Below are 22,661 nucleotides of genomic sequence, written 5' to 3'. Positions count from 1 at the left end.
AATGTTGAAAAACAGTCTAAGTAAGAGTGATAAAACAAGCGATACATTGCATAGAATTTTTATTCAAGCTGAACGCACTTATGATGTTCTTAGGCCTGATAAAAATGGACAACCTTATTCTATTACTGAAGTCAATAAAGCCATTAAAGCAAACAAATATAATATCAATCAATAGGATGATGATGGCAATACTTTACTGCATTTAGCTGCATTAATTCATATGTCAAACCGCTGTAGTCCTGCCCTAGCTAGCGCGACATTTATTAATTGGAAAGAATTAATGTTATTAGGTGCTGATCTCAAGATAAAAAATAAAAAGGGTGAAACGCCTATTGATACTTTTTTTAGATTACTGCCATCAATTGATAAGGATGGGGTTAAATTTTTTGGCGGTTTGTTTAATCTTTTAAAAATTTTTCTTTATATATTGATCTTATCTTTCCTGCATTATCGCATTGTTAAAACATTTCAGGTGTGTTTGGATCTGGATTAAAAGCATTTGCCTATTATTATAACTTTCTTGACATAAAAGGGCTTCCTTTAGGTTGTTTAGAAGATTTTTCAAATTGGATTAATAAAAAATTTCTTCCGCAAGAATTGCCTATGCTTAAGAAAAATTTAGCAACACAAATTAATTTTTATAAAAAATATCCCACACTAGAAAACTTTCTCATCAAATTGGTCTATTCAGATGAGGATACACGATGATCTATCTATCATTGTATGCTGCTTAATGATAATGATAAATATCCCTTATCTGCGTTGCTTGAACAAATTTATGATCAAATACAACAGGAGGATTTACCTATCGACCCACTCTTGCATCAAGCATTTAATAATTTTTTACTCGAATATCAGGCATTGCAAAAGACATTAACTTATATAAAAGTTACAAATATGGAGCCCTTGACTGCTCGTGAACAGGAGCTGGCATATTCCATTTATAATGCTGATTTTTTACAGCCTTATTTAGATGCAAAAAACCATTTTGAAAGACAAAGTCCAACGATAGCTTCCAAAGACTTATGTGATCAATATACTCAGTATTTAGAAACAGACAGAAAAAAAAGAATAAGTGTATTTAATGAAATTAATCAGCTAAAAAGTGTTATTGCCTGTGGTGAGTACTTGGGTAAGAATGGTTTTTTTAGCATCACAATCTCGTAAAAATAAATGTTTACAAGCTGCAGAAACACGTCAATTTACTATGTAATTGTATGTAAAATTTTAAGGCTGAGCTAAATAAAGTGGCGCTCAACAAATTATAAAGATACTACAGGTCGTGCTGCAAAATAAAGCTAATGGTGAAGTCATTCGGTAAAATGAAAAACTGTATAGAATGGATTGAAAAAATATTACTTTACCTATATGCGTGGCAAATTATTAACGGAAAAGAAAAAGCAAAGTAGTACTTGTTTTGCTATTGACGCTTAGGCTAACTAATGATTCTAAGTAATTAAGCTACGATATTTTGAGGTAAAAAACGCACAATAATCTTTGTTATTGTTAGCACATTAAATTAAAGATTTTTACTGGTTTGACAATAGTTTTTTTTGAGGTCTTTTAAGATAAGTTTTGTTTAATTAAACCGCAAAATTAATTTATTAAAAAATGGTATTATTTTTTACTAGGCTCATTATAAGATAAAGAGACATCATTAATATTATTGGTGGTTGGCAAAACGACTGATTTTGAGAAAAAGCCACTCAGTCCTGGTCTACTGACTTTCAGATTAACAAGTCTGTCATAATTTTCCCAATCTTTTCCTTTAACAACTGTTGGGTCTTTAAGCCGCTCTTGACAAGCAAGCATAAGCATTTGCCAAGACCTAGTTTCGCCAAATTCATTCGCACGCCACCAATGCCGCTCACGACATAACTCTTTAAAGTCGCCTTTTTCTTTCAAAGAGAGTGTTAAAGCGATAGTGTACACTGCTTCTATATCTAAAGTTTGTATATGATTAACGCATAAACGAATGATTTGTAGACAAAGATGTGATGTTTTTGCGTTTAATTCTTGCCAAATAGAAATTCCTTGTTCATTCGTTTTATTAACTAAACTTAATAGGTCAGGTAGGATGAAATTGTCTTCGTCCTTATTAGTTAAAGGTGACAAGATAGCGTTAAACATACTTAATAAATTGTCTGAGTTTGTTTGCTTAATAAATAAAGAAAAATTTATGTTATTAAATAAATCTATTAGCTTTTTTTTAAACTCATCATTTGCTTGTAAGCATATTTCTTTCAGTAGTAAACAGGTAGCTAGACTTTCCAGGTATGTTGAACCTAAACCCTCTTCTCTAGCAAATAAAAAATCAAAAAATTTGCATTTAATAGCATGATTTTTTTTTATAACTTCTAACATTGTATGATGCAATTGAGGTAAATAAAGGTATAAAAAGGCAAACGTCGGTTTAGGCAAATTTTCAATAAGCATTACTAGTTTTTCAACATCATTTAACATTAACAATTTATCTGGCGCGTACTTAGTCATAATTTGAATAACGTTACTGGTTATATTTTCTGCCTCAAGGGTAGGTTCAACAATTTCTAGACGATTATTTTGTAGCGGGGTAAAGCTTAAACCCAAAGAACCTTCTGAAATCCTTAATATTTCATTGATCATAGCTTGCTTAGTCTGAAAGAGTTTGTGAATTGGTTTATCACCTGTGTTATGATTATAGTTAGGGTCATAAACAAACCACTGAACCGGTTTGTCTTTGGTAATACCTATTCTAAAAGTATGTGATGCTGTGTGCGCTAAAACAATAGACGTATCTAATAGCTTTTCATTCAGTACCTGCTCCCAAGTCTCACATTTAAAGTCACCGATGACAAACTGCCTTGGCCCAAACTGCATATCAGTAGCAAAACTTAAGGGTAGATAGTCTTTTGCAAATACTTTGGTTTGATTGAAGTTTCGAGTGTTGCCTACCATGAAATTATCAAAGTGATGACCTGATAAAACATGGGCAATCACGACATAGTTTAACACCCGATGAAATAGAGCTCGTCTTGTAGTACTCTCCACTTGATCCGGTAAGTTAATGTCGCTATCTAAGGAATTTTCTTGGCCATCCCAATTTATAATCTCTTTTAAACAGGCTTCCCACCAAGTCAATTTGCCTTCTTTTTCCATTAAAGCGTGTAATACAGTTAACCCGTGACAAAAGCCTTTTGTTTCTAATTGGCTTTTCAGCTGAGCACGTAGCTCAGTATCAATAAAAATATCTTTGCTAGAGCTATTAATATTATTCTTTGACACTGAAAACATTGGTGAATCAGGCTTATCGAACTCTAAAAATCTCGCTAACCGATTTAAAATAAAATCTTGATTTTTAAATTTCATACAATTGAGTCAATTAAAAACCAATATAGTTTATTATAGATCTAGTTGAAAAAAATAATATTAAGAAATTCTTAACCTAGGTAACTCTTAATATAGCGAGGTTGAAAGCATCTGGTTTGAACTAGTTAGATGGATTAATTGCTAGTCAGATGTAGGGAGCGCTTTAACTTTGAGTTAAAGGATTTTGTAAATAAATTAATCATTAGGTACCAAAAAAATAAATATCTCTTGGAATAGATGTCTATTTATTCAAATATTTTTCAATTTGATTAATTTTAATACTATAATTAATTAATATTTTTTTGACACATTTATATGAAAAATTCTTTATTATCTCTTCCAAATGAAACCCTGCTTAAATTAGCTTCAGAATGCATGACTCAGTTTAAATTAAATACAAATAAAAGATTTGGAATTTATTTTTTAAATCATGATAGTCCTTTTGGTCTTTTATCCAGATATGTTGAGGCTAAAGTCTTTTGGGAAGTTTATAGAAATGATGAGGAGTTACTTAATAATGAGTACGAAGAATACATGCCTTATTCAAATTTTTTATTAGTTATTGATCATAAAGAGAAACTACCAATTGGCTCTGTAAGAATGATGCGCCCTTCAAAAATAGGTCTTAAAACATTTCATACTATAGTAGAGCCACCGTGGTCTTGTGATATTCAAGAAATCATTCATTTAAATAATTTATCGGAGGTATTAGATTCTGTTTACGATATAACCATACTTTCAATAGTAAAGGAGTATCGCGCGTCTTCAGGCTTTTCAGTAGGTCTAGGTGTATATCTTTCAATGTTGGGATTTATATTTAAAAATGATATTCGCTATTATATTTCTGTTATTGATGTCAAGCTGTTTAAATTATTAAAAAAGATAGGACTTGATGTTAGAGTCATTAAGGGTACATCAGGTCAATCTTTTTTGGGTTCCAAGTGCAGTTATCCGACAATCTTTGATTGTAATCAAATGAGGGCTGATGTTGCAAAGTATGCTAAATATTTAAGTAAATTAAAATTAATAGGTTATGTATTGTCAAAAACTATTAGCTATTCACCAGAAATCAATCCTGATATCTCTACTTGGCTTAGAACATCAGAAAAAGTCATTTATCCTTTCATTAAATTAGTGCCACAAAGATTAATTGATAAGCTATTGATAAGTAAAAAATAACTTAAGATTTAAGTTTAGTTAGGAGAAACAGGTGAAGCCCCCTTTTTATTTGATTGATGTATCAAAGCTTTTAGCTAACCTTAAAATTATCGAACAAATAAGAGAAAAGTCAGGTGCTAAGTTCTTATTTGCCTTAAAAACTTTTTCTGTATGGGCTTTATTTGACATAATTAGTAAACATATGGATGGTTTCACATCGTCTTCTCCTTATGAGGTAAGGCTTGGTTATGAAAAGTTTGGCGGTGAGGGTATTTCCTATAGTGTTGCTTATAGTGAAGACGATTTTCAGCAAGTTATTAATTATGCAGATAAAATTGTCTTTAATAGTGCCAGCCAAGTCAAGTATTTTAGAAACCAGTCTCCTAAGCAAATAACAGGATTAAGAATAAATCCTGGTTATAGTTTTTCCCCTCATGATTTAAGTAATACGTGCAGACCCAATTGTAGACTTGGAGAAAGTGATATCAATCATATTGAATCGGTCATAGATGATGTTTCTGGGCTGATGTTCCATATTCATTGTGAAAATAACAGCTTTGATAAATTTGCTGAATCTTTGCTTCTAATTGAAAAAAAATATAGTCATTTATTGCATAGTATTGAATGGATAGATTTAGGTGGCGGTATAAGCTTTACTAATCAAGGATATCCAATTCAGAAATTTTCTGATCGTTTAAAAGAATTTAGTGATAAATATCAGGTTCAGATTTATCTAGAGCCAGGGCAGGCTGTTCTTAATAACGTCGTAAGCCTTGAGACTACGGTTGTGGATATTATTGAAAATGGGAAACAAATTGCTATTTTAGATTGCTCTGCAGACGCGCATATGCCTGAAGTTATTTCTTTCCCTATACCTGTTCACATTGAGCCTAATGAAGGCCCTTATACTTATATTCTTGCTGGAAATTCCTGTTTAGCCGGAGATATTTTTGGTGAGTTTAGTTTTAAAGAAAAATTAAAGCCAGGAAGCCGCATCTCCTTTAAAGATACTGGAAGTTATACCATTGTTAAACAAAACTGGTTTAATGGTTTAAGAATGCCTGCCATAGCTATAAAACAATTAAATGGTCAGATAGACCTTATCAAAACCTTCAGTTATAGGGATTTTTTAAACAGCCAATCTTAAACAGCTGAGGAAAATAGAGAGCTTAAAAATCATTTTGACTAATAATTATACATAAGCTATACCTTAGTACTACATGCTTAACAGTTGTCTTTCTTAATAAAGGGATTTAAAAATTTAAAGGAGTGTAAGGGGAGAGTTAATACTTAGGAATAAATATGAGAAGTTTTTGCAAGCGCTATATTTTTTCACCTGAGGTTCGTGCTGATATTAATAAATTATACCAATTTGATAATTATCATGGTCTAATCGCAGTCTCATATGATTATACAGTAATTGCTATTACAATTATCTTAACGCTTTACTCCAATTATCTTTTATATCCTTTAGCTATTCTTATCATTGGTTCACGGCAACGTGCTCTGGCCACCATTCTACATGAGGCCTCACATAATTCTATTGCCCAAAACAAATTACTTAACCTGTTTTTAGGCACCTTCTTAAGCGGACATCTTATTCTACATACTTACTCAGCTTATAAAGATACTCATTTGCGGTTGCACCATGGTAATTTTGGCGATCCTGAGAGCGATGATGATTACCGCTATATGTTGCAAAAAGGCGTTTATAATTCCAAGCTGTCTTCGAATCAATATTTACGGCAGCTTTTTCTTATACCCTGTTTGAAATTTACAGTCCCCAGCCATCTTTATTTTTCGATAAAATCAAGATTGTACACGGGTAAAGTAGCATCAGAAAAATTAGAGTTGTTAATATTGGGAGTTTATTGGTCTATTATTTTTGTAGTGTGTTATAAGAGTGGCTACTTAACCATTTTATTTTTATTTTGGTTTATTCCTTTATTTACTGCCTTTCAATTAATTAATTGGTTTATTGAGTTAGCAGAGCATGCACCTTTAATGGGAAACGGCACTGATTTATATATGACTCGTAATCGAAATAGTCATTGGTTGGAGTACTTTTTTACTGGTATTCATGGAGAAACTTTACATCTAGCACATCATCTTTTTCCAAAGGTACCTTTTTGGAAACTTAAAAAATTACATGCGATTTTGCTAAAAGATGAGAGGTATGCCAAGTTAAACGCTGATATGGGAGGAATTTTCATTTCGTCAAATAATAAGCCTACTGTGTTTAATTTGTTAAAAGAGTATTCTAGTGGTGAAAAAGTTAATGTTAATAGGAATTTAAGAGAAAACAATTAATAAGAGGATTTGCATATGGAATTGAGTTTATTGTACAAATGGTTAGATACTTATCTTAAGGCACCTTATAATCTTGGTGAGAGTGATGTTGCTAGTCTAAGGGTAGAAGATGTTTTAGACTCCACTAAAAAAATTCAAGATTTTTTAAATATTGATTTCGAACATAATGATACCAAGGGCTCTTTCCAGCTTCGAAATGAAATTAGTAAATTATATCAGCAGATTTCAGCTGACAATATTCTTGTAACTACAGGAATGATTGAAGCGATACTACTTTATTTTAGTACCCAGTTTTCTCCGGGCTCAAATGTTATTGTAACGGTGCCAGTCTTCCATTCTTTATATGATGTTCCTCAAGCTGTAGGATTTGAAGTACGCAAAGTTGCACTTTCTCCTGAGACAGAGTTTAGATTGCCTCTTTCGCAAATCAAAAAAAATATAGATAAAAAAACACGAACGATTCTAATCAATTCTCCACACAATCCAACAGGTATAACTTATTCGCAGCAAGAGTTTGAAGAATTACTAAATATCTCAGAAATTTATGATTGTGATGTTGTAGTTGATGAGCATTATAGGTTACTGCCGCATAATGACAATGATACTGTTCCTTCATTTGTTAATTTTTCTCCTCGAGTGATTGGATTAGGCTCTATTGGTAAATGTTATGGTTGTGTCGGTTTAAGAGTGGGGTGGATGATAGCGCGGCAAGAAATCTTAGATCGTTGTTTAGCTTTTAAGTGTTTAACAACACACTCACTATTTAAGGGAGCCGATTATCTTGCTTATGAAATTATAAAAAATCATACGGTTTTGACTCAAAAAGTTAAACAGTGGATTGTAATAAATAAAACATTATTTAAACAATATCAAAAAAATTATTCCCAATATATAGATTGGATTGAACCAAACGCAGGAACAATTGCTTTTCCGAAACTAAATTTTACCAATGATTCTTATAGTTTTGCGGAAAAATTAGTTAATAAAACAGGTGTTTCTATACTACCAGGCGAGTGTTTTGATTTACCCGGTTATTTCAGAATGCGGCTTGGCGTGGATCCTACACACTTTAAAATAGCAATGGAAAAACTTTTTAGTTTTTTAGATAAATCCATATAAAACATACCATTTTTCTGGTTATTCTATACTTTCCTTTCTATTGAGATCTAATTCCATATGGGCAAGTTCCTAACTAGGTTTGCTAGTAAAAGTTTGTTTTTCTACCTTTAAACCGGGTTCGCGTAATTGTCGCATTGTATCTTTAAAGAAAGAAGCAGTACCGCCAGACTTAAAACAACTATTTACCTCATGCTGTTGTACACCCTGTAATTGCGCTGACATTTTTTGATCTTCTTCCCTACTAAGATTTGCTTGCCTGCCATCAGGTGTAGTCGTCATGATAGTTGGACTTGCGATAACTTTTGCATTTTTAATACCACGCTTAGATAATTCGTCTACGAGAAGTTGAGCAAAAGCAGGTCGTTTAGCTGTGGAACTTGCTGCCTGGCAGGCTATCAAATCGATAGTGAAAGGCGTCTCAAATGGCGTGTTGTTTGTTTTCATGTTGATATATATTTGTTCCGCAATTTCTGCTGCGCGTATTCTTCTTCCAGAGTTATCTGATAAATGATTTGAGCCACGAGAACAATGGCCAATTAAGGTTAAAATAGTACCCTCAGAAATGGAAAATTTTTCATTAACCGCGGAAAAATTATCTGGTTGACTTTGAATTAAATTTGCCCCTAATCGTTGAGCGCATTTTACTCCATAATCGCTATAAACAGGCTTATCTGCCGCAAAGTCAATAACCACTTGTTTTTCAAGCGGTTTAGGAGGAAGTTTCAGAGAAATTTCATGAGAAAAGGTAGCTCTTATAGTTGATAGTAAACGAGGAAAATCGGGATTAGTGGGTGAAGAGTTTGCCTGTTTACTTACATTGTGAGTCTTAGATTCACTAATTTTTGCAGTATCAGTGGGGGAAGAGTCAGCCTGCTTACTGACGTTGTGAGTCTTAGATTGATGAGTTTTTGCAGTATCAGTGGTTGAAGAGTCTGTCTGCTTGCTGATATTATGAGTCTTAGATTCATTAATTTTGACAGTATTTAATTGAGTAACTATATTACTCACAGATTCTGGTGGCAAACTGTTAGCAAGATGTGATATTGCAGAAGTAATCAGATAGTCAGTCACTGAAGAAGGGCCCTGATCCTTAATCTTACTTTTCACAGAGGCTAATAAAGTTAAACAATGGTTAATATTTTTCTCAAGCGTTCTCGCTTCCTCTTCTTTTTCTTCAGGCCGTTTTTGGAGCTCTTGAAGCCGAAAAAAAGCTTGTTCACTTATTAACTTAATGAGCAGATTAATGTAATATAATGCCTCTTTCTTTTCACGTTCTTTTTCTAACTGACTGGTGTTGTAGGGCATACTAACTCCTCATTCAACGCGCTAGGCAAATAAAAGATTTTTGCATATATGTATATATTATATACAAATTTCATTAACCAAATATTATGTAGCTTGGGTTTTACCGTATATAGGGTCTAAACTGATAATGATATTTATTGAGTAATTTTTTTGCTCAATCGTTTAAGGATATCAACATCGTCCATATAAAAAGAGCTTTATAAAAAAGTGACAATATTTTAAAGTTATGTATTTTCAGATACTGAAATGCTTTGTTAGGTGCCTGATAGCGCTAGGCTTTGTTTCAAAAATTTAATTTGCAAGATATTAATTTTTGGGTAGATCTTAGCTGTGTAGTCCAGCTGTTTATTCTAAATTATTTCTTAGACATTTACCTGAGCATTTGTAACAGTTATTGCTGAGTATATTTACTAATGAAGGTATTTTGGAATTAATAAGATTATTAGCTAGTTAAAAATTTCATTATTTATGATTTTAGAAAAAAAACTACATAATATCAACTAACAATAACTAATCTGAAGCGACTTATGTCATTTATTTTAACATTAGAATTCAATTCAACGCTACAAAATTTCTTTGAACAACAACGTCGGCAGCATTACCCTTTCCATTTAAATAAAGTTCCAGCTCATGTGAGTGTTTTTCATCAACTTCCGGAAAAATACTTCGTTAAAATTAATACTAAGCTCAATGAAATTACATCGGATAACGTTTGTGTACCGGTAACTATATCAGGGATAAAATTTTTAGGTAGGGGCAATGCTTATTCTTTAGACTTTGATCAAACGTTATTTTTACAGCTTCGTAAAGCGTGGAGTACTTGGTTAATTTCTCAAGATAAACAAACCTGGCAACCCCATGTTACTATACAAAATAAAGTTTCTATAGAAGAGGCTAAGTTATTAAATCAGGCACTTTATACGCAGAGTATCCCTTTATATGGAAATATTATTGGCTTAAATTTATGGCGGTACTTAGATGGACCATGGGAATTTATTAAAATGTATCCATTTCAATGCTAACGTCGCTAGTTATTTAACTTATAAAAAGTAATAAGTTTTTTTAATGAAAAAAACTTTCCGCCCCAATATATACCTTGCCTTAAAATACATAAACTGACAGAGCGTATAACTATATATAAAGTTATCAGAGCAGCTAGTGGGTAACTGAGAGCGTAGATTTTTGGTAGGTTCAATTGATGACAACTTAGCATGATAGCAAGAACCATACTGATGATTGATATACTACTTAATAGATAAGTTAAGCTATTAAAAATAGTTAAGCCAAATAATGGCAAAAATATAAACGTTGCCAAGCTAAGTAATGCCATCACTGATTTAATAAGACTAAAATTAAAGAAGGCAAAGATATTTTTTTCAAATCCAATTTTACACGCCTTAATTGTTTCATACCAAGAAAGGGTTAATAAAAATCCTGCATCTGCGATGCCCTGTTTGACTGAGTATTGCTTAATTCGACATGCCAAGCCAACATCATCAATCGGATTTAAGGCTACGGACTTTACTCCGCCAATTAGGTTAAGTGTCTCTCGACTTATACAATTAAAGGCTCCTATGCCTATCGCATCTTTAGGGTTAATACTTTTAATTCGCCAAGGCATCATAGAAAGAAACATGATACAAAGTAAAAAAGGCATAAATAATTTCATGCTGAAATGGGTTACTTCAATTTTTGGTGATAACGTTAAGTGCCCTAAATTTTCAGCCAGCATGTAATCTATTGCTTTGGTAAGGGTAGACGGTTTGAAATTTACATCGGCATCAGTAAACACAATATAATCGCCTGTTGCATGTTTCAAACCTTGATGTAAGGCATGAGGCTTACCTAGCCAATTAAAGGGTAAGGTTTCTACCTTTATCAATTTTAGACATGGATTTTTGTTAGCTATTTGACTTGCTATTTTATAACTAAAATCGGTAGAACGGTCATCAACGGCAATAACCTCATAGTTAGCATAATCTAAAGAGCACAAAGACCTCATAGCACTCTCTAAATGTTGTTGTTCATTATGAAAAGGGACAATAATAGATACCTTAGGCCATACACGAGAAGAATTAGTACATCGCTTTTCTAGGCGCTTTATTGATAGGCGAAATTGAACAATTTTGAACAAACTATATATATTGCCTATTGTCACAATAAGCAATAATAACAACAAATGCCAATAAAAGGATAAGATCATCATTATAATTTAAACTCAGATATTCTTTTGATAATAACTCCAACTTCTTGATTCATTGTATAACCATATAAACACCATGGCATCAGTAATTAAACTAATACAATATCATGCAATGGTTTAAGCATCGAAAAGCAAATAGTTTTTTTAAATAAATATTTTATTCTTATTCACTTGAGTTTTGTTTAAAACTGAGGGGATACGGCTACCTCATGTTCATAACTATTTTTAATTAAAAAAAACTCAACTTCTTTTAAAGTATTTAATTGATAAAAGAGCGATAGTTGTTCTGACGATATTTGATTTCTAAAATAATAACGGATAAGCGAGCGGCTTTGTAAAACAGCTTTATGTTCATTTTCAAGTTCAGCTAAACCAGTTAAATGAATCATAAATAAATTATTTAACTGATTTTTATCTAATTTGATAGAAGTATCGTTGATAATTTCCTGAAATAGCCAGGGTTTTCCAGAGCCTGCTCGTGCAATCATAAAAGCATCGCACCCTGTATTTTTGAGTGCCTTTAAAATGGTGTGTTTATCTTTTAAATCGCCATTAACAATGAGCGGTATGTCAGTTGCTTTTTTAATTAAGCCAATTCGGTTTAAATCACATGGGGTGTCATAGGTATCGTACCATCTACGGCCATGAATAATGATTGCATCTGCACCTACGTTGGTAAGTCGTTTTACTAATTCAATATCTTGTTTAGAGTTTTCCTGTAAGCGAATTTTAATCGTTAAGGGTATGCCTATTGCTCTGCGTACAGCAGTTACAATTTTAATTAATTGATCAGGTCGCTCCAGTAAAGCACTACCTGCGCCTTTTTTACGAATTTTAGTTTTAGGACAGCCACAATTAATGTCGATAAGATTAGCGCCTAATAATTCAAGTTTTTGGGCTGCTGCAGCCATTATATTAGGCTCATTGCCAGCAATTTGATAGCAAAGTGCTTTTTCCTCTTTTGCCCGCAAAAGATAGCGATCTTGGATTGTATGTTTATGAAGAACATCCTGAGCGGAGAGCATTTCTGAAACACAGTAAGCGGGGACAAAAAAAAGAGAAAATAATTTTCTAAAAGGGGCACAACTATAGCCGGCTAAAGGGCCCTGAATTAGACGATTATTTAAAGTAAAAGACCCAATAGTAAGCGGTGTATTTAGAAAGTCATTCATAGTGCTTTTATTTTCGCATAATTTGAGCTGAAAGTAATTTAAAATTATAGGCAAATAGCTAAAACTACTTATATACTTTATGATGTGATTAATAAAAATTAAGTAATTTAAATCATGGAAAAACGCTATTACTCTCCAATGGAATTGTTAAAAATTGCAACTCAGCATGCTACCTGTGCTGATACCTTGTTAAATAATAAGCTAGATTCACAACTGCCCGATTTAGATGAGCATCAGGATTGTTTATTATCTATTATATCGTTGATGTACATTGCTTTTGATTTAACTTTAAAAGCTTACTTAATTCATGATCATCGACCAGTTAAGCAGTTTAAAAGTTTATTAGAACTACTTGAATTAAACCGCGATCTTGTATTTTCTTCTCAAGAGCAACAATTACTTAGAATCTTATCCAGGCAATATGCTTTTCGTAAAGGGATTGATTATGAGATTTGGCAAGATAGACAACAGTTTCTAATTTTCTGTCACCAGATTGTTGCTTTATATGAAAAATTACAAGCAATGATGCCACTTGAATTACAAGAGGATTATCAGTAGCTATTTAGCATAAAACTAGTATTCATAATAATACTAGTTTTATGCCTAAGAATATTTAACTTTTAGCTTGATTGTCATTTTTTATGAAGCGATTAATTATTCTTGCAAGTTCCACATAGCCTTCGTAATTAGGATGCAATTTATCTGGAAAATATTTTTGCCAATCTTTTAAAGCATAGAAAGCGCCACCTACATCAATAACTTTACATCTAGGGCAGATAGAGCCTGTTTGCAGAAGTAACCCATTTACCATTTGATTGCGACCCAAAAAAAGATCTGCACGTGGTAAAAGAGTACTTATGTAAATAGTTGCTTTATTATTTTTAGCATAAAGTTGTTTAGCAATTTGAACAATATTATTCACCGTATCTTGAGGTAAAATACGATCATTGGTACCAATAAGTAAAAAATAAACGTCAGTAGAAGGTATTTTATTAATACGTGCTAATACATTTTGGGTTGTATCACCACCTTCGGCATCATGCCCTAATCCAAAGGAGTCCACATGACTACCGTTAAAATCGTAAGGTAAGCCTTGATCTTTAAGTAAGCAACGTAAAAATTGGCCATAACCTCCCCAAGTAATACTATCACCTATTGTATCAAATGTTTTTTTAAATGGCGGTTTACGAGTCGCTTCATACGTAGCTAACTCATAAGTGCCCTTAGAAGGTAGATCTTTAGTAGCCCAGTTTACAGCGTAAAGCGTACCGCCGGAAGGTAAAGGTGTGAATGCTGCAATACGAAAAAGCCAGGTCTTTTTATCTTTTGTTAAGCCATACAATTCATCTAAATTTGCCATAATAGTTGGTTTTAATGATGTTAAAATAGAGTTGGGATGAATGGCTGTTATATTAATAGCGCCTATCTTAGACTTAAGCTTAACTGGTTGGTTAAGAACAAGTTGGCATGCAGATGCTGCATATAAATTCGTAGCTAATAGCAAATTGCCCATAAATAAGGAAAAAATTAAACTTATTTTAGTCAATAGTAAGTGCAGTGATGAGTAGATTAGCTTCATTTTTCCTCCTGATTTATACCTATAAGTATTGCTGCTAAAACCAGATTTTGGTTATAATTTCTACAAGTAGTTATTGGCTTTGTAACAAAGCTTCTTAGTTATTCGACTTGGCATCCATTAAATTTCAAGATACGATTATCTTTTTTTGCACAGGGTAAAAGAAATGGAGCAATTAGACCTTAGCAAGATAGAAATGATACAACAGCAAATTTTGCAATTAAATAACTATCTTAATCAACGTATACTTGGGCAAAGAGAACTGGTTTCACGCTTGTTAATTGCTTTACTTGCAGATGGACATTTACTCGTTGAAGGCGCTCCAGGGCTAGCTAAGACACGAGCTGTAAAAGAATTGTCTGCTGTAGTTGAAGGAAAATTTCATCGCATCCAGTTTACTCCCGATTTATTACCTGGGGACTTAACGGGTACAGATGTGTTTCATCCGCAGGATGGCTCCTTTGTATTTCAGCCTGGACCTATTTTTCATCATCTTTTATTAGCTGATGAAATTAATCGCGCACCCGCAAAAGTGCAGGCTGCATTATTAGAAGCCATGGCTGAGCGTCAAGTTACCATTGGAGGCAAGACTTATCCATTGCCAGAATTATTTCTAGTCATGGCAACACAGAATCCTATTGAACAAGAAGGAACTTATCCCTTACCTGAAGCACAACTGGATCGTTTTTTAATGTATGTAAAAATTGATTATCCAGATGCTTCGGTAGAGCATGATATTTTAAAGTTAGCACGACGGGAAGCATCAGGTGCTTATAATAGGCAAAAAAATACTGATTTAAATATACAACCGCTTGATCAACGCACGCTTTTTGCAGCACGTCAGCAAGTTTTAAATGTGCATATGAGTGAGCCATTAGAAAATTATTTAGTCCAACTTGTTGTTGCTACTCGTAACCCTGGTGTTTACAGCAGTGATTTAGGGCGTTGGTTGCGTTTTGGGGCAAGCCCTCGTGCAACAATAGCCCTTGATCGATGCTCTAAAGCACATGCTTGGCTTTCTGGTAGGGATTTTGTTACACCTGATGATATCCACACTATTGCTCACGATGTTTTAAGACATCGAATTTTATTAAGCTATGAAGCAGAAGCAGAAGGTATTAATAGTGATGACTTTATTGATTCGTTATTACGTTTAGTAGCCATTCCTTAGGAAAAGCATGACTTACGGTCTTATTACAGAGCTTAATGAGTTAATTACCTTAAGGCGTTTAGTTAGCCGCAAGCGTAGACACTTAGGTGCTAGAGCAGCAAAGGCGGGTAATCACCTCTCTTGTATTCGTGGACGCGGTATGGATTTTGCTGAAGTTAGAAATTATCAAGCCGGTGACGAAATACGACATATGGAGTGGCGTGTAACTGCCCGCACTGGCAGGCCACATATTAAAGTATATCAGGAAGAACGAGAGAGACCTGTTATACTAATTGTTGATTTTAATCCCTCTATGTATTTTGGGACTAAGCAAGCTTTTAAATCTGTCATTGCTGCTCGCTTAGCTGCCTTAATTGCTTGGACTACAATTAGCCAAGGAGATAGGGTAGGCGCTTTATTATTTTCACCCCGTGAGCATAATGAATTTATGCCCAAGTCTCGTGAAGCAGGCGTGCTGCCTCTGCTTGCTTCTCTTAATCACTATACAAAACAGTTTCGTCAAGTACAAAATGAAAATAAAGCTGTTCCTTTAAACCAAATTCTAAGTAAATTAAATCGAGTAGCTAGACCAGGAAGTCTTATTATTTTAATTAGTGATTTTTACGAGTTGGATGAAAAATGTGAGCCACATTTTAGTCGTCTTAAAATGAATAATGATATATTAACCTATCACATTTGTGATCCTTTAGAGCTTTCTCCACCAAAACCTGCGATTTACGCTATTACAGATGGTAAGCAAGAGTTACTATTAGATACGACGTACTCTAAATTATCAGAAGAATATAAGGTTTGGTGCGACAGTCAGCAATCTAAAATTCAAACTAATTTAAAGCGTTTACGTATTCCTTATTCTCAAGTAACAGCGCAAACGGATTTATCACTATTGGTTGATCAAACTTTTCCGCGGAGGCAACGTGTCTGATACTCAGGTACTGGCTAAATTGCATGATATTCATTTACCTGACTCGATAGGATGGTGGCCTTTAGCGCCTGGGTGGTACATTGCAGCTTGTCTAAGTTTACTTATTATAAGTTTGCTAATTACAATAGTGTATCGACAATACAAATATGCACGAGCTAAACGTCAAGCTTGCCAATTACTAGCTAGCTATGAACACGATTTTTTACAACATGGTGATGTATCTGCTACATGTGCAAAAATTTCTGAATTATTAAAGCGAGTTGCTTTAGTTTACTTTCCACGGCAAGATGTAGCGAGTCTACAAGGTGATAATTGGATTAATTTCTTAAATCAAACGTCTAAAAATATTAATTTTAATGCTGTTCGCGAGTGCTTATTAATTTTACCCTACCAAGGGCGTAGCCAGAAGGTTAATTTAAAACCTTTATTTAGTCGCGCCTATGCTTGGATAAAACAACGAGGTATTCCATGTTCGAACTAGCAACACCGTGGCTTTTGCTACTTATTATACTGCCTTTTCTCATTTGGTATTTTCTGCCTCCTACTACCTTAATTTTGCCAGCTGCATTAAAGCTCCCTTTTTATAAAGCGTTACAGTCAATTATTGCTAAAGAAAAATTAACAGTAGCGCGTACAAATCGAATAGGACTGTTTTTTATTATTTGGACCTTGATTGTGCTGGCAGCAGCGGGGCCTCGTTGGATTGGAGAACCCATCCCATTGGCTCGTGAAGGACGAAATATTATGATGGTTCTTGATTTATCAGGTAGTATGGAACTGAATGATATGTTGCTTAATGGACAACCTGTTAGTCGTTTAACGGTAGTGAAGCAGGCTGCGAAAGAATTTGTGCGAGCACGCGCCGGAGATCGAATTGGACTTATTTTATTTGGCAGTCAAGCATACCTACAAACACCTCTAACTTTTGATAGACACAGTGTTTTAATGCGGCTTGATGATGCGACAGTCGGTTTAGCAGGTAAAACGACCTCTATTGGTGATGCCTTAGGTCTAGCTGTAAAACGGTTACAAGATGTTCCGCCTACAAGCCGAGTCATCATCTTATTAACCGATGGAGCAAATAACTCTGGCGTGTTAAATCCATTAAAGTCAGCGGAATTGGCGAAACAAGATAATATAAAAGTGTACACTATCGGCCTAGGCTCTGAAGCCGAATTACAAGTTCCTAATGATCCTTTCTTTAGCTTTAATGCAGGTGCAGATTTAGATGAAAAGACACTACAAGAAATTGCAAAGCTTACTGGCGGCCGTTATTTCCGTGCAACAGATACTCAATCTTTGCAAGAAATTTATAGCAAAATAAATAAATTAGAAACAACATCACAAGAACAAGTAAGCGCCCAGCCGAAAAAAGAATACTATCCTTGGCCATTAAGTGTTGCCCTCATACTTTTTTTCTATTGGCTCAGTGAGAAAGCTGGTTTAATTAACCGACTTCAGCTGCCTTTTAATCGGCGTACTATGAATGAGGTTACCCAATGATAGCTGATTTTCATTTTTTACGACCATGGTGGTTAATAGCCTTGCTGCCATTAATCTTATTAATATGGCAACTAACACGGCAAAATCCACGCTTAGAATCATGGAGTGCTATTTGCGATAAACATTTGCTTGATCAATTAATTCAATCTAAGGAAGTTGGCAAACGTTATAGTAGTCTTTTGCTTTTGTTAGGCATAGGAATTTTTCTTATCATTAGTTTAGCTGGGCCTAGTTGGGTTCGTTTACCTGTTCCTACTTTTCAAGCAATACAGCCACGAGTTATTATTTTAGATGTGTCTGAAAGTATGTTAAATAAAGATTTGCCGCCTGATAGGTTAACTAGAGCTAAATTTAAACTACATGATTTATTTACTCAATCAAATACTGGCCAATTAGGATTAATTGTTTTTACTGGCCAGCCATTTGTCGTTTCACCTTTAACCGAAGACGCTAAAACCATCGATGCACTTTTACCGTCGCTTACTCCCGATATAATGCCTATTGATGGTCAGCAATTAAGTGATGCTCTTGAAGAGGGTGCTCGATTAATTAAGCAAGCTGGTTTTACCGAAGGTCAATTATTAGTATTGACAGGGACACCACCAGATGCACAAGCAAGTGATACTTCTAGAAAACTAGCTGCTGAAGGTATTACAACGTCTATCATGCCTATTGTTACTAATGAATCTTTATCACCTTTATTTGATTCATTTGTTAAAGCGGGGCAAGGTATAGTTTTATCCTTAAATAATACGTCAAAAGATTTAAAACAGTGGTTAACTACAGCCAATAAAAATCCACACTTTGTTCAGAATGAATATAAAGATATACCTATTTGGCGCGATGAGGGGCGATGGTTCTTGCTACCAGCCCTTGTTTTACTATTACCTTTGTTTCGACGTGGTTGGTTGCAGAGGATTGATACATGATAAGGTTATTTAAGCTTTTACTTTTATTAATAACATGTAATAGCTATGCTTTGACTTGGCAAGATCTATGGTCAACAAAAGACCAGCAGGGTGAGCGGTTAATGCAGCAAGGTCAGTTTAAAAAAGCACAAACAACCTTTAATGATCCTGCTTGGCGCGCCAGTGCTGCATATCGTGCCGGCGACTATCAGCAAGCTGCGCAAGTTTTTGGCCATTTGCAGACTGAACAAGGTTATTATAATCAAGGTAATGCTTTAGCGCATTTAGGTAAATATGAAGACGCAATCAAATCTTATAATCAAGCCTTAACATTAAATCCGAGTAATAAAGATGCGTTATATAATCGCCGCTTATTAGAGGATTTATTAAAAAAGCAAAAAGAAAAACAAGAGAATTCCGAGCGTAATAAAGAGCAGCAAGCTGATAATAAACAACAAGATAAAAATCAACAAGACAAACAAGGACAACAGAATAAACAACAAAATCAGCAAAATCAGAATAATGCAGCTAACCAGAATAAAGATAAACAAAATCAGCAACAAAATAATAATCAACAGCCGCAATCTCAGCAAAATCAAACTTCTCAAGACAAACAAAATCAACAGGATAAGCAGTTAGACAGTCAAACATCTGAAAATAGGCAAAAACAAAAAAACAATGATAAAAACGAACATACTAAAAGCGAGCAAGACGCTGCTAAACAAAATAAGCAAGACTCTAAAAAGCAGGCGAAAGCAAGTATTAGGCAATCTCCTCAAGAGCAAGAAAAGGAGCAAGCAAAAGAACAATGGTTACGCTTAATCCCTGATGATCCAGGTGGGCTATTAAGAGAAAAATTTCTTCGAGATTATATTCGTAGACAACATGGGTGGTATCAATGGAAAGACTAATTTTTGCGTTCATTATCGTAATTTATAGTAGCATTATACACGCCGAATTAACGATGCAAATTGAAGCAACAAAAATACAGAAAGGCGAAACGTTTCGACTTATTATCACGAATGATAAAATGCCAACGGGCGTGCCTGACTTAACACCTTTACAGGCGGATTTCACTATTGTAGGTACAGAAAGAAGTACCAACTATAGTATTATTAACGGGACAACTACTTCTAGTAATCAATGGACAGTTTTGTTATTGCCTAAAAAAACAGGTATTTTATCTATCCCTGCTATTCGTGTAGGACAGGAGTATACACCGGCTAAAACAATCGAAGTCACTAACATTCAAAATAGTACTAAGTCAACTACGGTAAATAAACAACAAGATGTTATATTAACTGCTGAGCTTAGTAACGAACATCCTTATATTAATGAACAAATTATCTATACAGTCAAATTGTACAATAGTCGTCGTTTATTAGATGTTAATTACCAAGGTCCTCAAATTGATGACGCTTTGTTAATTCCTTTGGGAGATGGGCGACGTTATCAGGTCGCTGAAAATGGTCGATTATATTCTGTAGAAGAGCAACAGTATGCTATTTTCCCTCAAAAAAGCGGTGAATTAAATATTACTCCGCCTTCTTTTAATGCTTTGATTTATGACGCTATTCCTGAGCCTGTCCATGTTCAAGCGTCTGCAAGTAAATTACAAGTAAAATCTATACCTGCTAGTTTTAAAGGAAAAAATTGGCTACCTGCTAAACAAATTAATTTAACAGAACAATATGATCAAACTACAAATACTATACAGCAAGGAAATACATTAAGACGTACTATCACGTTACAGGCAATAGGTACACCGGCTCAGTTACTTCCAAATTTAACGTTCGATAATACCGATCAATTTAGTGTTTATCCTGAAAAGCCTATTGAAAAAAATAGGTTTCGCCAATTTGATCTTATTGGTACAGCGACTATTAATATTACTTACCTGTTAAATAAATCTGGCCAGGTTACTATTCCGGCTATACAGTTACCTTGGTTTAATATTATTACCAATAAAACTGAAATGGCTACTTTACCGGCCTTAACACTAAATGTTGTTGCTAATCCTGTTAATATTAATCAGACCAATTCTAATGCAACTACATCAGCAGTAACGACGCAGCAATCTCAACCTACCCCATCTAACATAAAGCATGGAACGAATTTAACTAATACCCAGCCTATAAATACCTTTAACTTAAATGATAAAAATAATGGAAACTTACCTTGGTGGTTAGCGGGAGGCTTTGCTCTAGCATGGGTTTTAACCTTATTTTTATGGTGGTGGGCACGAAAAAGGCCAAATAGTGGTCATATAAGTAAAAGAAAGGTATTTGCGCAATTAAAGCAAGCCTGTTTAACCAATCAACCTGAGCAAGCAAGGATCGCTTTACTTAACTGGGCCCGTTGGCAATGGCCTGGCCTAGAATTTTTAAATTTAGATGATATAAATAAAGTGGTTAGTGATATAGCGTTTAAAAGAGAAATTAATGAACTATCCAAGGCAATCTATCATCCTCATCAATCTAATTGGAGTGGTGAAAAATTGTGGCAATTGGTTACTAACTATAAGTTAAATTCGGCGAGTAGGGCGAATAGAGATAGGCCACTAAAGCCACTAAATCCTCTTTAAATAAAATTTACTAATATATAGTGTTGAGGCTTTTATTAGGATTAAATGTTTAAAAATGATATGGCACTAGCCATATCATAATATAAGCATGCCTAATTAAGTTTATTTCGTATAGCTACTATAAAGAGCATTAGGTTCTTGCATAAAGAAAGCCCAGTACCTGTCACCATAAGACCAATGCCAATATTCAGTTGGATAATTAACGAAACCAACGGTGGCTAGCGCCCTATTCATAATTGCTCGATTTTGTCTAGCTTGTAGAGAAATCTTTTTTGATGCAGTGCGCGATAAAGAGCCATCATCCTTTATCCAGTCTTTAGGATGAATACCCATATCAACAGGTTTACCTGTATCATCAATTAAATAAATATCAATAGCTCCACCCGTAGAATGGGCAGGTATATTTTTTGTATTGTCTAAATTAACAACAGGAGACACTAATTTAGTGGTTTCCTTAAAAATTTGTTCTCTAGACCAATTAGGATGTTTTTTTTTAACTATATCAAAACGTCTATCAAATAGGTTTTTTTGTAAAGCAAGACTTCGATAGCCTTCATACAAGCAGAAATGTAAGCCTTTTGGTAACAGTTTTTGTGCTTGATTTAGCTTTTGATAGACTGTTTTTCTTAATTTTGTGTAATCGTGATTGTTAGGTATTTCAGGTGAACTACCATAAGCAATTTCTTTCTGATTTTTTAAATCAATTAAAGATTCTCCGTTATCTTTAATAGGAATTGCTAATACGTTTGGATCGGTAATTAATACAATATGATTATCTTTAGCATAAACACTATTTTTGTTTGCGCTTAAAAAAATAATCACTATAAAAGATAAATTTAATAGCACTTTTTTCATAAATAAATCTTCTCAATTGCTGGATTAAAAGACATTAATTTACTAAATTAATCACTTTAGCACTATATAAATGCTTACAATGTTAATTAAATATCATCAGTTATGATGCAATTTTATTGATTGTAGGTTATAATAAAATTACTTGCATTCCAGCAATCCTAAATGAAACATTGTTACTACCAGTGCATAACATCCTTCCTTTGTATTCCAAAGTGGCATATTTATCGCGCAATAGACTCCTACGATGCTTTGTTATTGGCTTAATGGATCAAGTATGTGTTTAATTTAAATTGGAAAGTATACATGTCTGCTATAGAAACTGGCCACGTTAAGTGGTTTAATGATGATAAAGGTTATGGCTTTATTAGTCGTGATAATGGTCAAGATGACGTTTTCGTTCACTTTCGCTCAATTGTGAGTGCTGCTGGTCGTAAAACCCTACTCGAAGGCCAAAAAGTAAAATTTACTGTTACAAAAGGTCCTAAAGGGCTACAGGCAGAAGAAGTAACTGCTGTCTAATCTGCTTT

23 protein-coding genes are annotated in these 22,661 nt (G+C 34.0%); 17 read left to right on the top strand and 6 right to left on the bottom strand.

Going from position 1 to position 22,661, the window contains the following annotated elements; all coding sequences use genetic code 11:
* Nucleotide 1 precedes the first annotated feature (1 nt).
* The 3 genes from DYH30_RS18045 (at nt 2) to DYH30_RS14760 (ending at nt 1,167) form a co-directional block, all read left to right on the top strand.
* A complete protein-coding gene (locus DYH30_RS18045; RefSeq protein WP_160116223.1) occupies nt 2–175 on the top strand; it encodes a hypothetical protein in 174 nt (57 codons plus the stop codon).
* Nucleotides 176–280: 105 nt separating this feature from the next.
* Complete coding sequence (locus DYH30_RS14770; protein ID WP_131740644.1) at nt 281–493, top strand: hypothetical protein; 213 nt, start codon at nt 281–283, stop codon at nt 491–493.
* 230 nt (nt 494–723) lie between these two features.
* Nucleotides 724–1,167, top strand: a complete 444-nt coding sequence (locus DYH30_RS14760) for a hypothetical protein (RefSeq protein WP_115332380.1) — start codon at nt 724–726, stop codon at nt 1,165–1,167.
* Between the two features lie 450 nt (nt 1,168–1,617).
* Here DYH30_RS14760 and DYH30_RS14755 read toward each other — a convergent pair whose 3' ends face one another.
* Complete coding sequence (locus tag DYH30_RS14755; RefSeq protein ID WP_115332379.1) at nt 1,618–3,348, bottom strand: hypothetical protein; 1,731 nt, start codon at nt 3,346–3,348, stop codon at nt 1,618–1,620.
* Nucleotides 3,349–3,663: 315 nt separating this feature from the next.
* Here DYH30_RS14755 and DYH30_RS14750 point away from each other — a divergent pair, with 315 nt between their 5' ends.
* The 4 genes from DYH30_RS14750 (at nt 3,664) to gntC (ending at nt 7,935) form a co-directional block, all read left to right on the top strand.
* The gene (locus tag DYH30_RS14750; protein ID WP_115332378.1) at nt 3,664–4,527 is read left to right on the top strand and encodes a hypothetical protein; all 864 of its coding nucleotides are present in this window, start codon (nt 3,664–3,666) and stop codon (nt 4,525–4,527) included.
* 31 nt (nt 4,528–4,558) lie between these two features.
* Nucleotides 4,559–5,653 (top strand): carboxynorspermidine decarboxylase, encoded by a 1,095-nt coding sequence (locus tag DYH30_RS14745; RefSeq protein WP_115332377.1) that lies wholly within the window; start codon nt 4,559–4,561, stop codon nt 5,651–5,653.
* Nucleotides 5,654–5,808: 155 nt separating this feature from the next.
* Complete coding sequence (locus tag DYH30_RS14740) at nt 5,809–6,816, top strand: fatty acid desaturase family protein (RefSeq protein ID WP_115332376.1); 1,008 nt, start codon at nt 5,809–5,811, stop codon at nt 6,814–6,816.
* Nucleotides 6,817–6,831: 15 nt separating this feature from the next.
* Entirely contained in the window at nt 6,832–7,935 is a 1,104-nt protein-coding gene (gene gntC, locus DYH30_RS14735) for a guanitoxin biosynthesis PLP-dependent (S)-gamma-hydroxy-L-arginine cyclodehydratase GntC (RefSeq protein ID WP_115332375.1), read from the top strand.
* Nucleotides 7,936–8,004: 69 nt separating this feature from the next.
* Here the strand turns inward: gntC and DYH30_RS14730 are convergent, their stop codons facing one another.
* Nucleotides 8,005–9,240, bottom strand: a complete 1,236-nt coding sequence (locus DYH30_RS14730) for a hypothetical protein (RefSeq protein ID WP_115332374.1) — start codon at nt 9,238–9,240, stop codon at nt 8,005–8,007.
* Between the two features lie 527 nt (nt 9,241–9,767).
* Here DYH30_RS14730 and DYH30_RS14725 point away from each other — a divergent pair.
* Nucleotides 9,768–10,262 (top strand): 2'-5' RNA ligase family protein, encoded by a 495-nt coding sequence (locus DYH30_RS14725; protein WP_115332373.1) that lies wholly within the window; start codon nt 9,768–9,770, stop codon nt 10,260–10,262.
* Between the two features lie 5 nt (nt 10,263–10,267).
* Here DYH30_RS14725 and DYH30_RS14720 read toward each other — a convergent pair whose 3' ends face one another.
* Complete coding sequence (locus DYH30_RS14720; RefSeq protein ID WP_160116222.1) at nt 10,268–11,374, bottom strand: glycosyltransferase family 2 protein; 1,107 nt, start codon at nt 11,372–11,374, stop codon at nt 10,268–10,270.
* Between the two features lie 251 nt (nt 11,375–11,625).
* Nucleotides 11,626–12,615: a tRNA-dihydrouridine synthase family protein gene (locus DYH30_RS14715; RefSeq protein WP_115332371.1), complete on the bottom strand. Its 990-nt coding sequence runs from the start codon at nt 12,613–12,615 to the stop codon at nt 11,626–11,628.
* 114 nt (nt 12,616–12,729) lie between these two features.
* On the opposite strand from DYH30_RS14715, the gene DYH30_RS14710 reads away from it, so the two are divergent.
* Complete coding sequence (locus DYH30_RS14710) at nt 12,730–13,173, top strand: hypothetical protein (protein WP_115332370.1); 444 nt, start codon at nt 12,730–12,732, stop codon at nt 13,171–13,173.
* A 55-nt stretch (nt 13,174–13,228) separates the two neighbouring features.
* On the opposite strand, the gene DYH30_RS14705 is transcribed toward DYH30_RS14710, so the two are convergent.
* Nucleotides 13,229–14,194, bottom strand: a complete 966-nt coding sequence (locus tag DYH30_RS14705) for an SGNH/GDSL hydrolase family protein (protein ID WP_115332369.1) — start codon at nt 14,192–14,194, stop codon at nt 13,229–13,231.
* Between the two features lie 163 nt (nt 14,195–14,357).
* On the opposite strand from DYH30_RS14705, the gene DYH30_RS14700 reads away from it, so the two are divergent.
* From DYH30_RS14700 to DYH30_RS14670, 7 genes are read left to right on the top strand one after another with little or no spacing between them, the layout of a single operon-like run.
* Entirely contained in the window at nt 14,358–15,362 is a 1,005-nt protein-coding gene (locus DYH30_RS14700) for an AAA family ATPase (RefSeq protein WP_115332368.1), read from the top strand.
* Nucleotides 15,363–15,369: 7 nt separating this feature from the next.
* Complete coding sequence (locus DYH30_RS14695; RefSeq protein WP_115332367.1) at nt 15,370–16,284, top strand: DUF58 domain-containing protein; 915 nt, start codon at nt 15,370–15,372, stop codon at nt 16,282–16,284.
* On the top strand, nt 16,277–16,765 hold the full coding sequence (locus DYH30_RS14690; protein ID WP_115332366.1) for a DUF4381 domain-containing protein: 489 nt from the start codon (nt 16,277–16,279) through the stop codon (nt 16,763–16,765). The genes DYH30_RS14695 and DYH30_RS14690 overlap by 8 nt, the downstream gene beginning before the upstream one ends.
* The gene (locus DYH30_RS14685) at nt 16,753–17,787 is read left to right on the top strand and encodes a vWA domain-containing protein (RefSeq protein WP_115332365.1); all 1,035 of its coding nucleotides are present in this window, start codon (nt 16,753–16,755) and stop codon (nt 17,785–17,787) included. The genes DYH30_RS14690 and DYH30_RS14685 overlap by 13 nt, the downstream gene beginning before the upstream one ends.
* Entirely contained in the window at nt 17,784–18,716 is a 933-nt protein-coding gene (locus DYH30_RS14680) for a vWA domain-containing protein (protein WP_115332364.1), read from the top strand. Before DYH30_RS14685 ends, DYH30_RS14680 begins: the two co-directional genes overlap by 4 nt.
* Nucleotides 18,713–19,606, top strand: coding sequence for a tetratricopeptide repeat protein (locus tag DYH30_RS14675; RefSeq protein WP_115332363.1), 894 nt, complete (start codon nt 18,713–18,715; stop codon nt 19,604–19,606). The genes DYH30_RS14680 and DYH30_RS14675 overlap by 4 nt, the downstream gene beginning before the upstream one ends.
* Nucleotides 19,594–21,279 carry a protein BatD gene (locus DYH30_RS14670; protein ID WP_115332362.1) on the top strand — a complete coding sequence of 562 codons (1,686 nt, stop codon included), beginning with the start codon at nt 19,594–19,596 and terminating at the stop codon, nt 21,277–21,279. Before DYH30_RS14675 ends, DYH30_RS14670 begins: the two co-directional genes overlap by 13 nt.
* A 102-nt stretch (nt 21,280–21,381) precedes the next feature.
* Here the strand turns inward: DYH30_RS14670 and DYH30_RS14665 are convergent, their stop codons facing one another.
* Nucleotides 21,382–22,134, bottom strand: a complete 753-nt coding sequence (locus DYH30_RS14665) for a M15 family metallopeptidase (protein WP_115332361.1) — start codon at nt 22,132–22,134, stop codon at nt 21,382–21,384.
* A 303-nt stretch (nt 22,135–22,437) separates the two neighbouring features.
* Here DYH30_RS14665 and DYH30_RS14660 point away from each other — a divergent pair, with 303 nt between their 5' ends.
* Nucleotides 22,438–22,653: a cold-shock protein gene (locus tag DYH30_RS14660; protein ID WP_115332360.1), complete on the top strand. Its 216-nt coding sequence runs from the start codon at nt 22,438–22,440 to the stop codon at nt 22,651–22,653.
* Nucleotides 22,654–22,661 lie beyond the last annotated feature (8 nt).

Origin of the sequence: Legionella busanensis (genome assembly GCF_900461525.1) — a bacterium.
GTDB lineage: Bacteria > Pseudomonadota > Gammaproteobacteria > Legionellales > Legionellaceae > Legionella_C > Legionella_C busanensis.
Note: the sequence above shows the minus strand (reverse complement) of the source record. Positions and strands in the feature narration are given on the sequence as shown.

Excerpts from the sequence above, each read along its gene's own strand:
- DYH30_RS14750 (WP_115332378.1), top strand. The coding sequence starts at position 3,664 with ATGAAAAATTCTTTATTATCTCTTCCAAATGAAACCCTGCTTAAATTA.
- DYH30_RS14700 (WP_115332368.1), top strand. The coding sequence starts at position 14,358 with ATGGAGCAATTAGACCTTAGCAAGATAGAAATGATACAACAGCAAATT.
- gntC (WP_115332375.1), top strand. The coding sequence starts at position 6,832 with ATGGAATTGAGTTTATTGTACAAATGGTTAGATACTTATCTTAAGGCA.
- DYH30_RS14670 (WP_115332362.1), top strand. The coding sequence starts at position 19,594 with ATGGAAAGACTAATTTTTGCGTTCATTATCGTAATTTATAGTAGCATT.
- DYH30_RS14715 (WP_115332371.1), bottom strand. The coding sequence starts at position 12,615 with ATGAATGACTTTCTAAATACACCGCTTACTATTGGGTCTTTTACTTTA.
- DYH30_RS14680 (WP_115332364.1), top strand. The coding sequence starts at position 17,784 with ATGATAGCTGATTTTCATTTTTTACGACCATGGTGGTTAATAGCCTTG.
- DYH30_RS14660 (WP_115332360.1), top strand. The coding sequence starts at position 22,438 with ATGTCTGCTATAGAAACTGGCCACGTTAAGTGGTTTAATGATGATAAA.
- DYH30_RS14685 (WP_115332365.1), top strand. The coding sequence starts at position 16,753 with ATGTTCGAACTAGCAACACCGTGGCTTTTGCTACTTATTATACTGCCT.
- DYH30_RS14705 (WP_115332369.1), bottom strand. The coding sequence starts at position 14,194 with ATGAAGCTAATCTACTCATCACTGCACTTACTATTGACTAAAATAAGT.
- DYH30_RS14725 (WP_115332373.1), top strand. The coding sequence starts at position 9,768 with ATGTCATTTATTTTAACATTAGAATTCAATTCAACGCTACAAAATTTC.
- DYH30_RS14730 (WP_115332374.1), bottom strand. The coding sequence starts at position 9,240 with ATGCCCTACAACACCAGTCAGTTAGAAAAAGAACGTGAAAAGAAAGAG.
- DYH30_RS18045 (WP_160116223.1), top strand. The coding sequence starts at position 2 with ATGTTGAAAAACAGTCTAAGTAAGAGTGATAAAACAAGCGATACATTG.
- DYH30_RS14665 (WP_115332361.1), bottom strand. The coding sequence starts at position 22,134 with ATGAAAAAAGTGCTATTAAATTTATCTTTTATAGTGATTATTTTTTTA.
- DYH30_RS14770 (WP_131740644.1), top strand. The coding sequence starts at position 281 with ATGTTATTAGGTGCTGATCTCAAGATAAAAAATAAAAAGGGTGAAACG.
- DYH30_RS14675 (WP_115332363.1), top strand. The coding sequence starts at position 18,713 with ATGATAAGGTTATTTAAGCTTTTACTTTTATTAATAACATGTAATAGC.
- DYH30_RS14740 (WP_115332376.1), top strand. The coding sequence starts at position 5,809 with ATGAGAAGTTTTTGCAAGCGCTATATTTTTTCACCTGAGGTTCGTGCT.
- DYH30_RS14695 (WP_115332367.1), top strand. The coding sequence starts at position 15,370 with ATGACTTACGGTCTTATTACAGAGCTTAATGAGTTAATTACCTTAAGG.
- DYH30_RS14755 (WP_115332379.1), bottom strand. The coding sequence starts at position 3,348 with ATGAAATTTAAAAATCAAGATTTTATTTTAAATCGGTTAGCGAGATTT.
- DYH30_RS14710 (WP_115332370.1), top strand. The coding sequence starts at position 12,730 with ATGGAAAAACGCTATTACTCTCCAATGGAATTGTTAAAAATTGCAACT.
- DYH30_RS14760 (WP_115332380.1), top strand. The coding sequence starts at position 724 with ATGCTGCTTAATGATAATGATAAATATCCCTTATCTGCGTTGCTTGAA.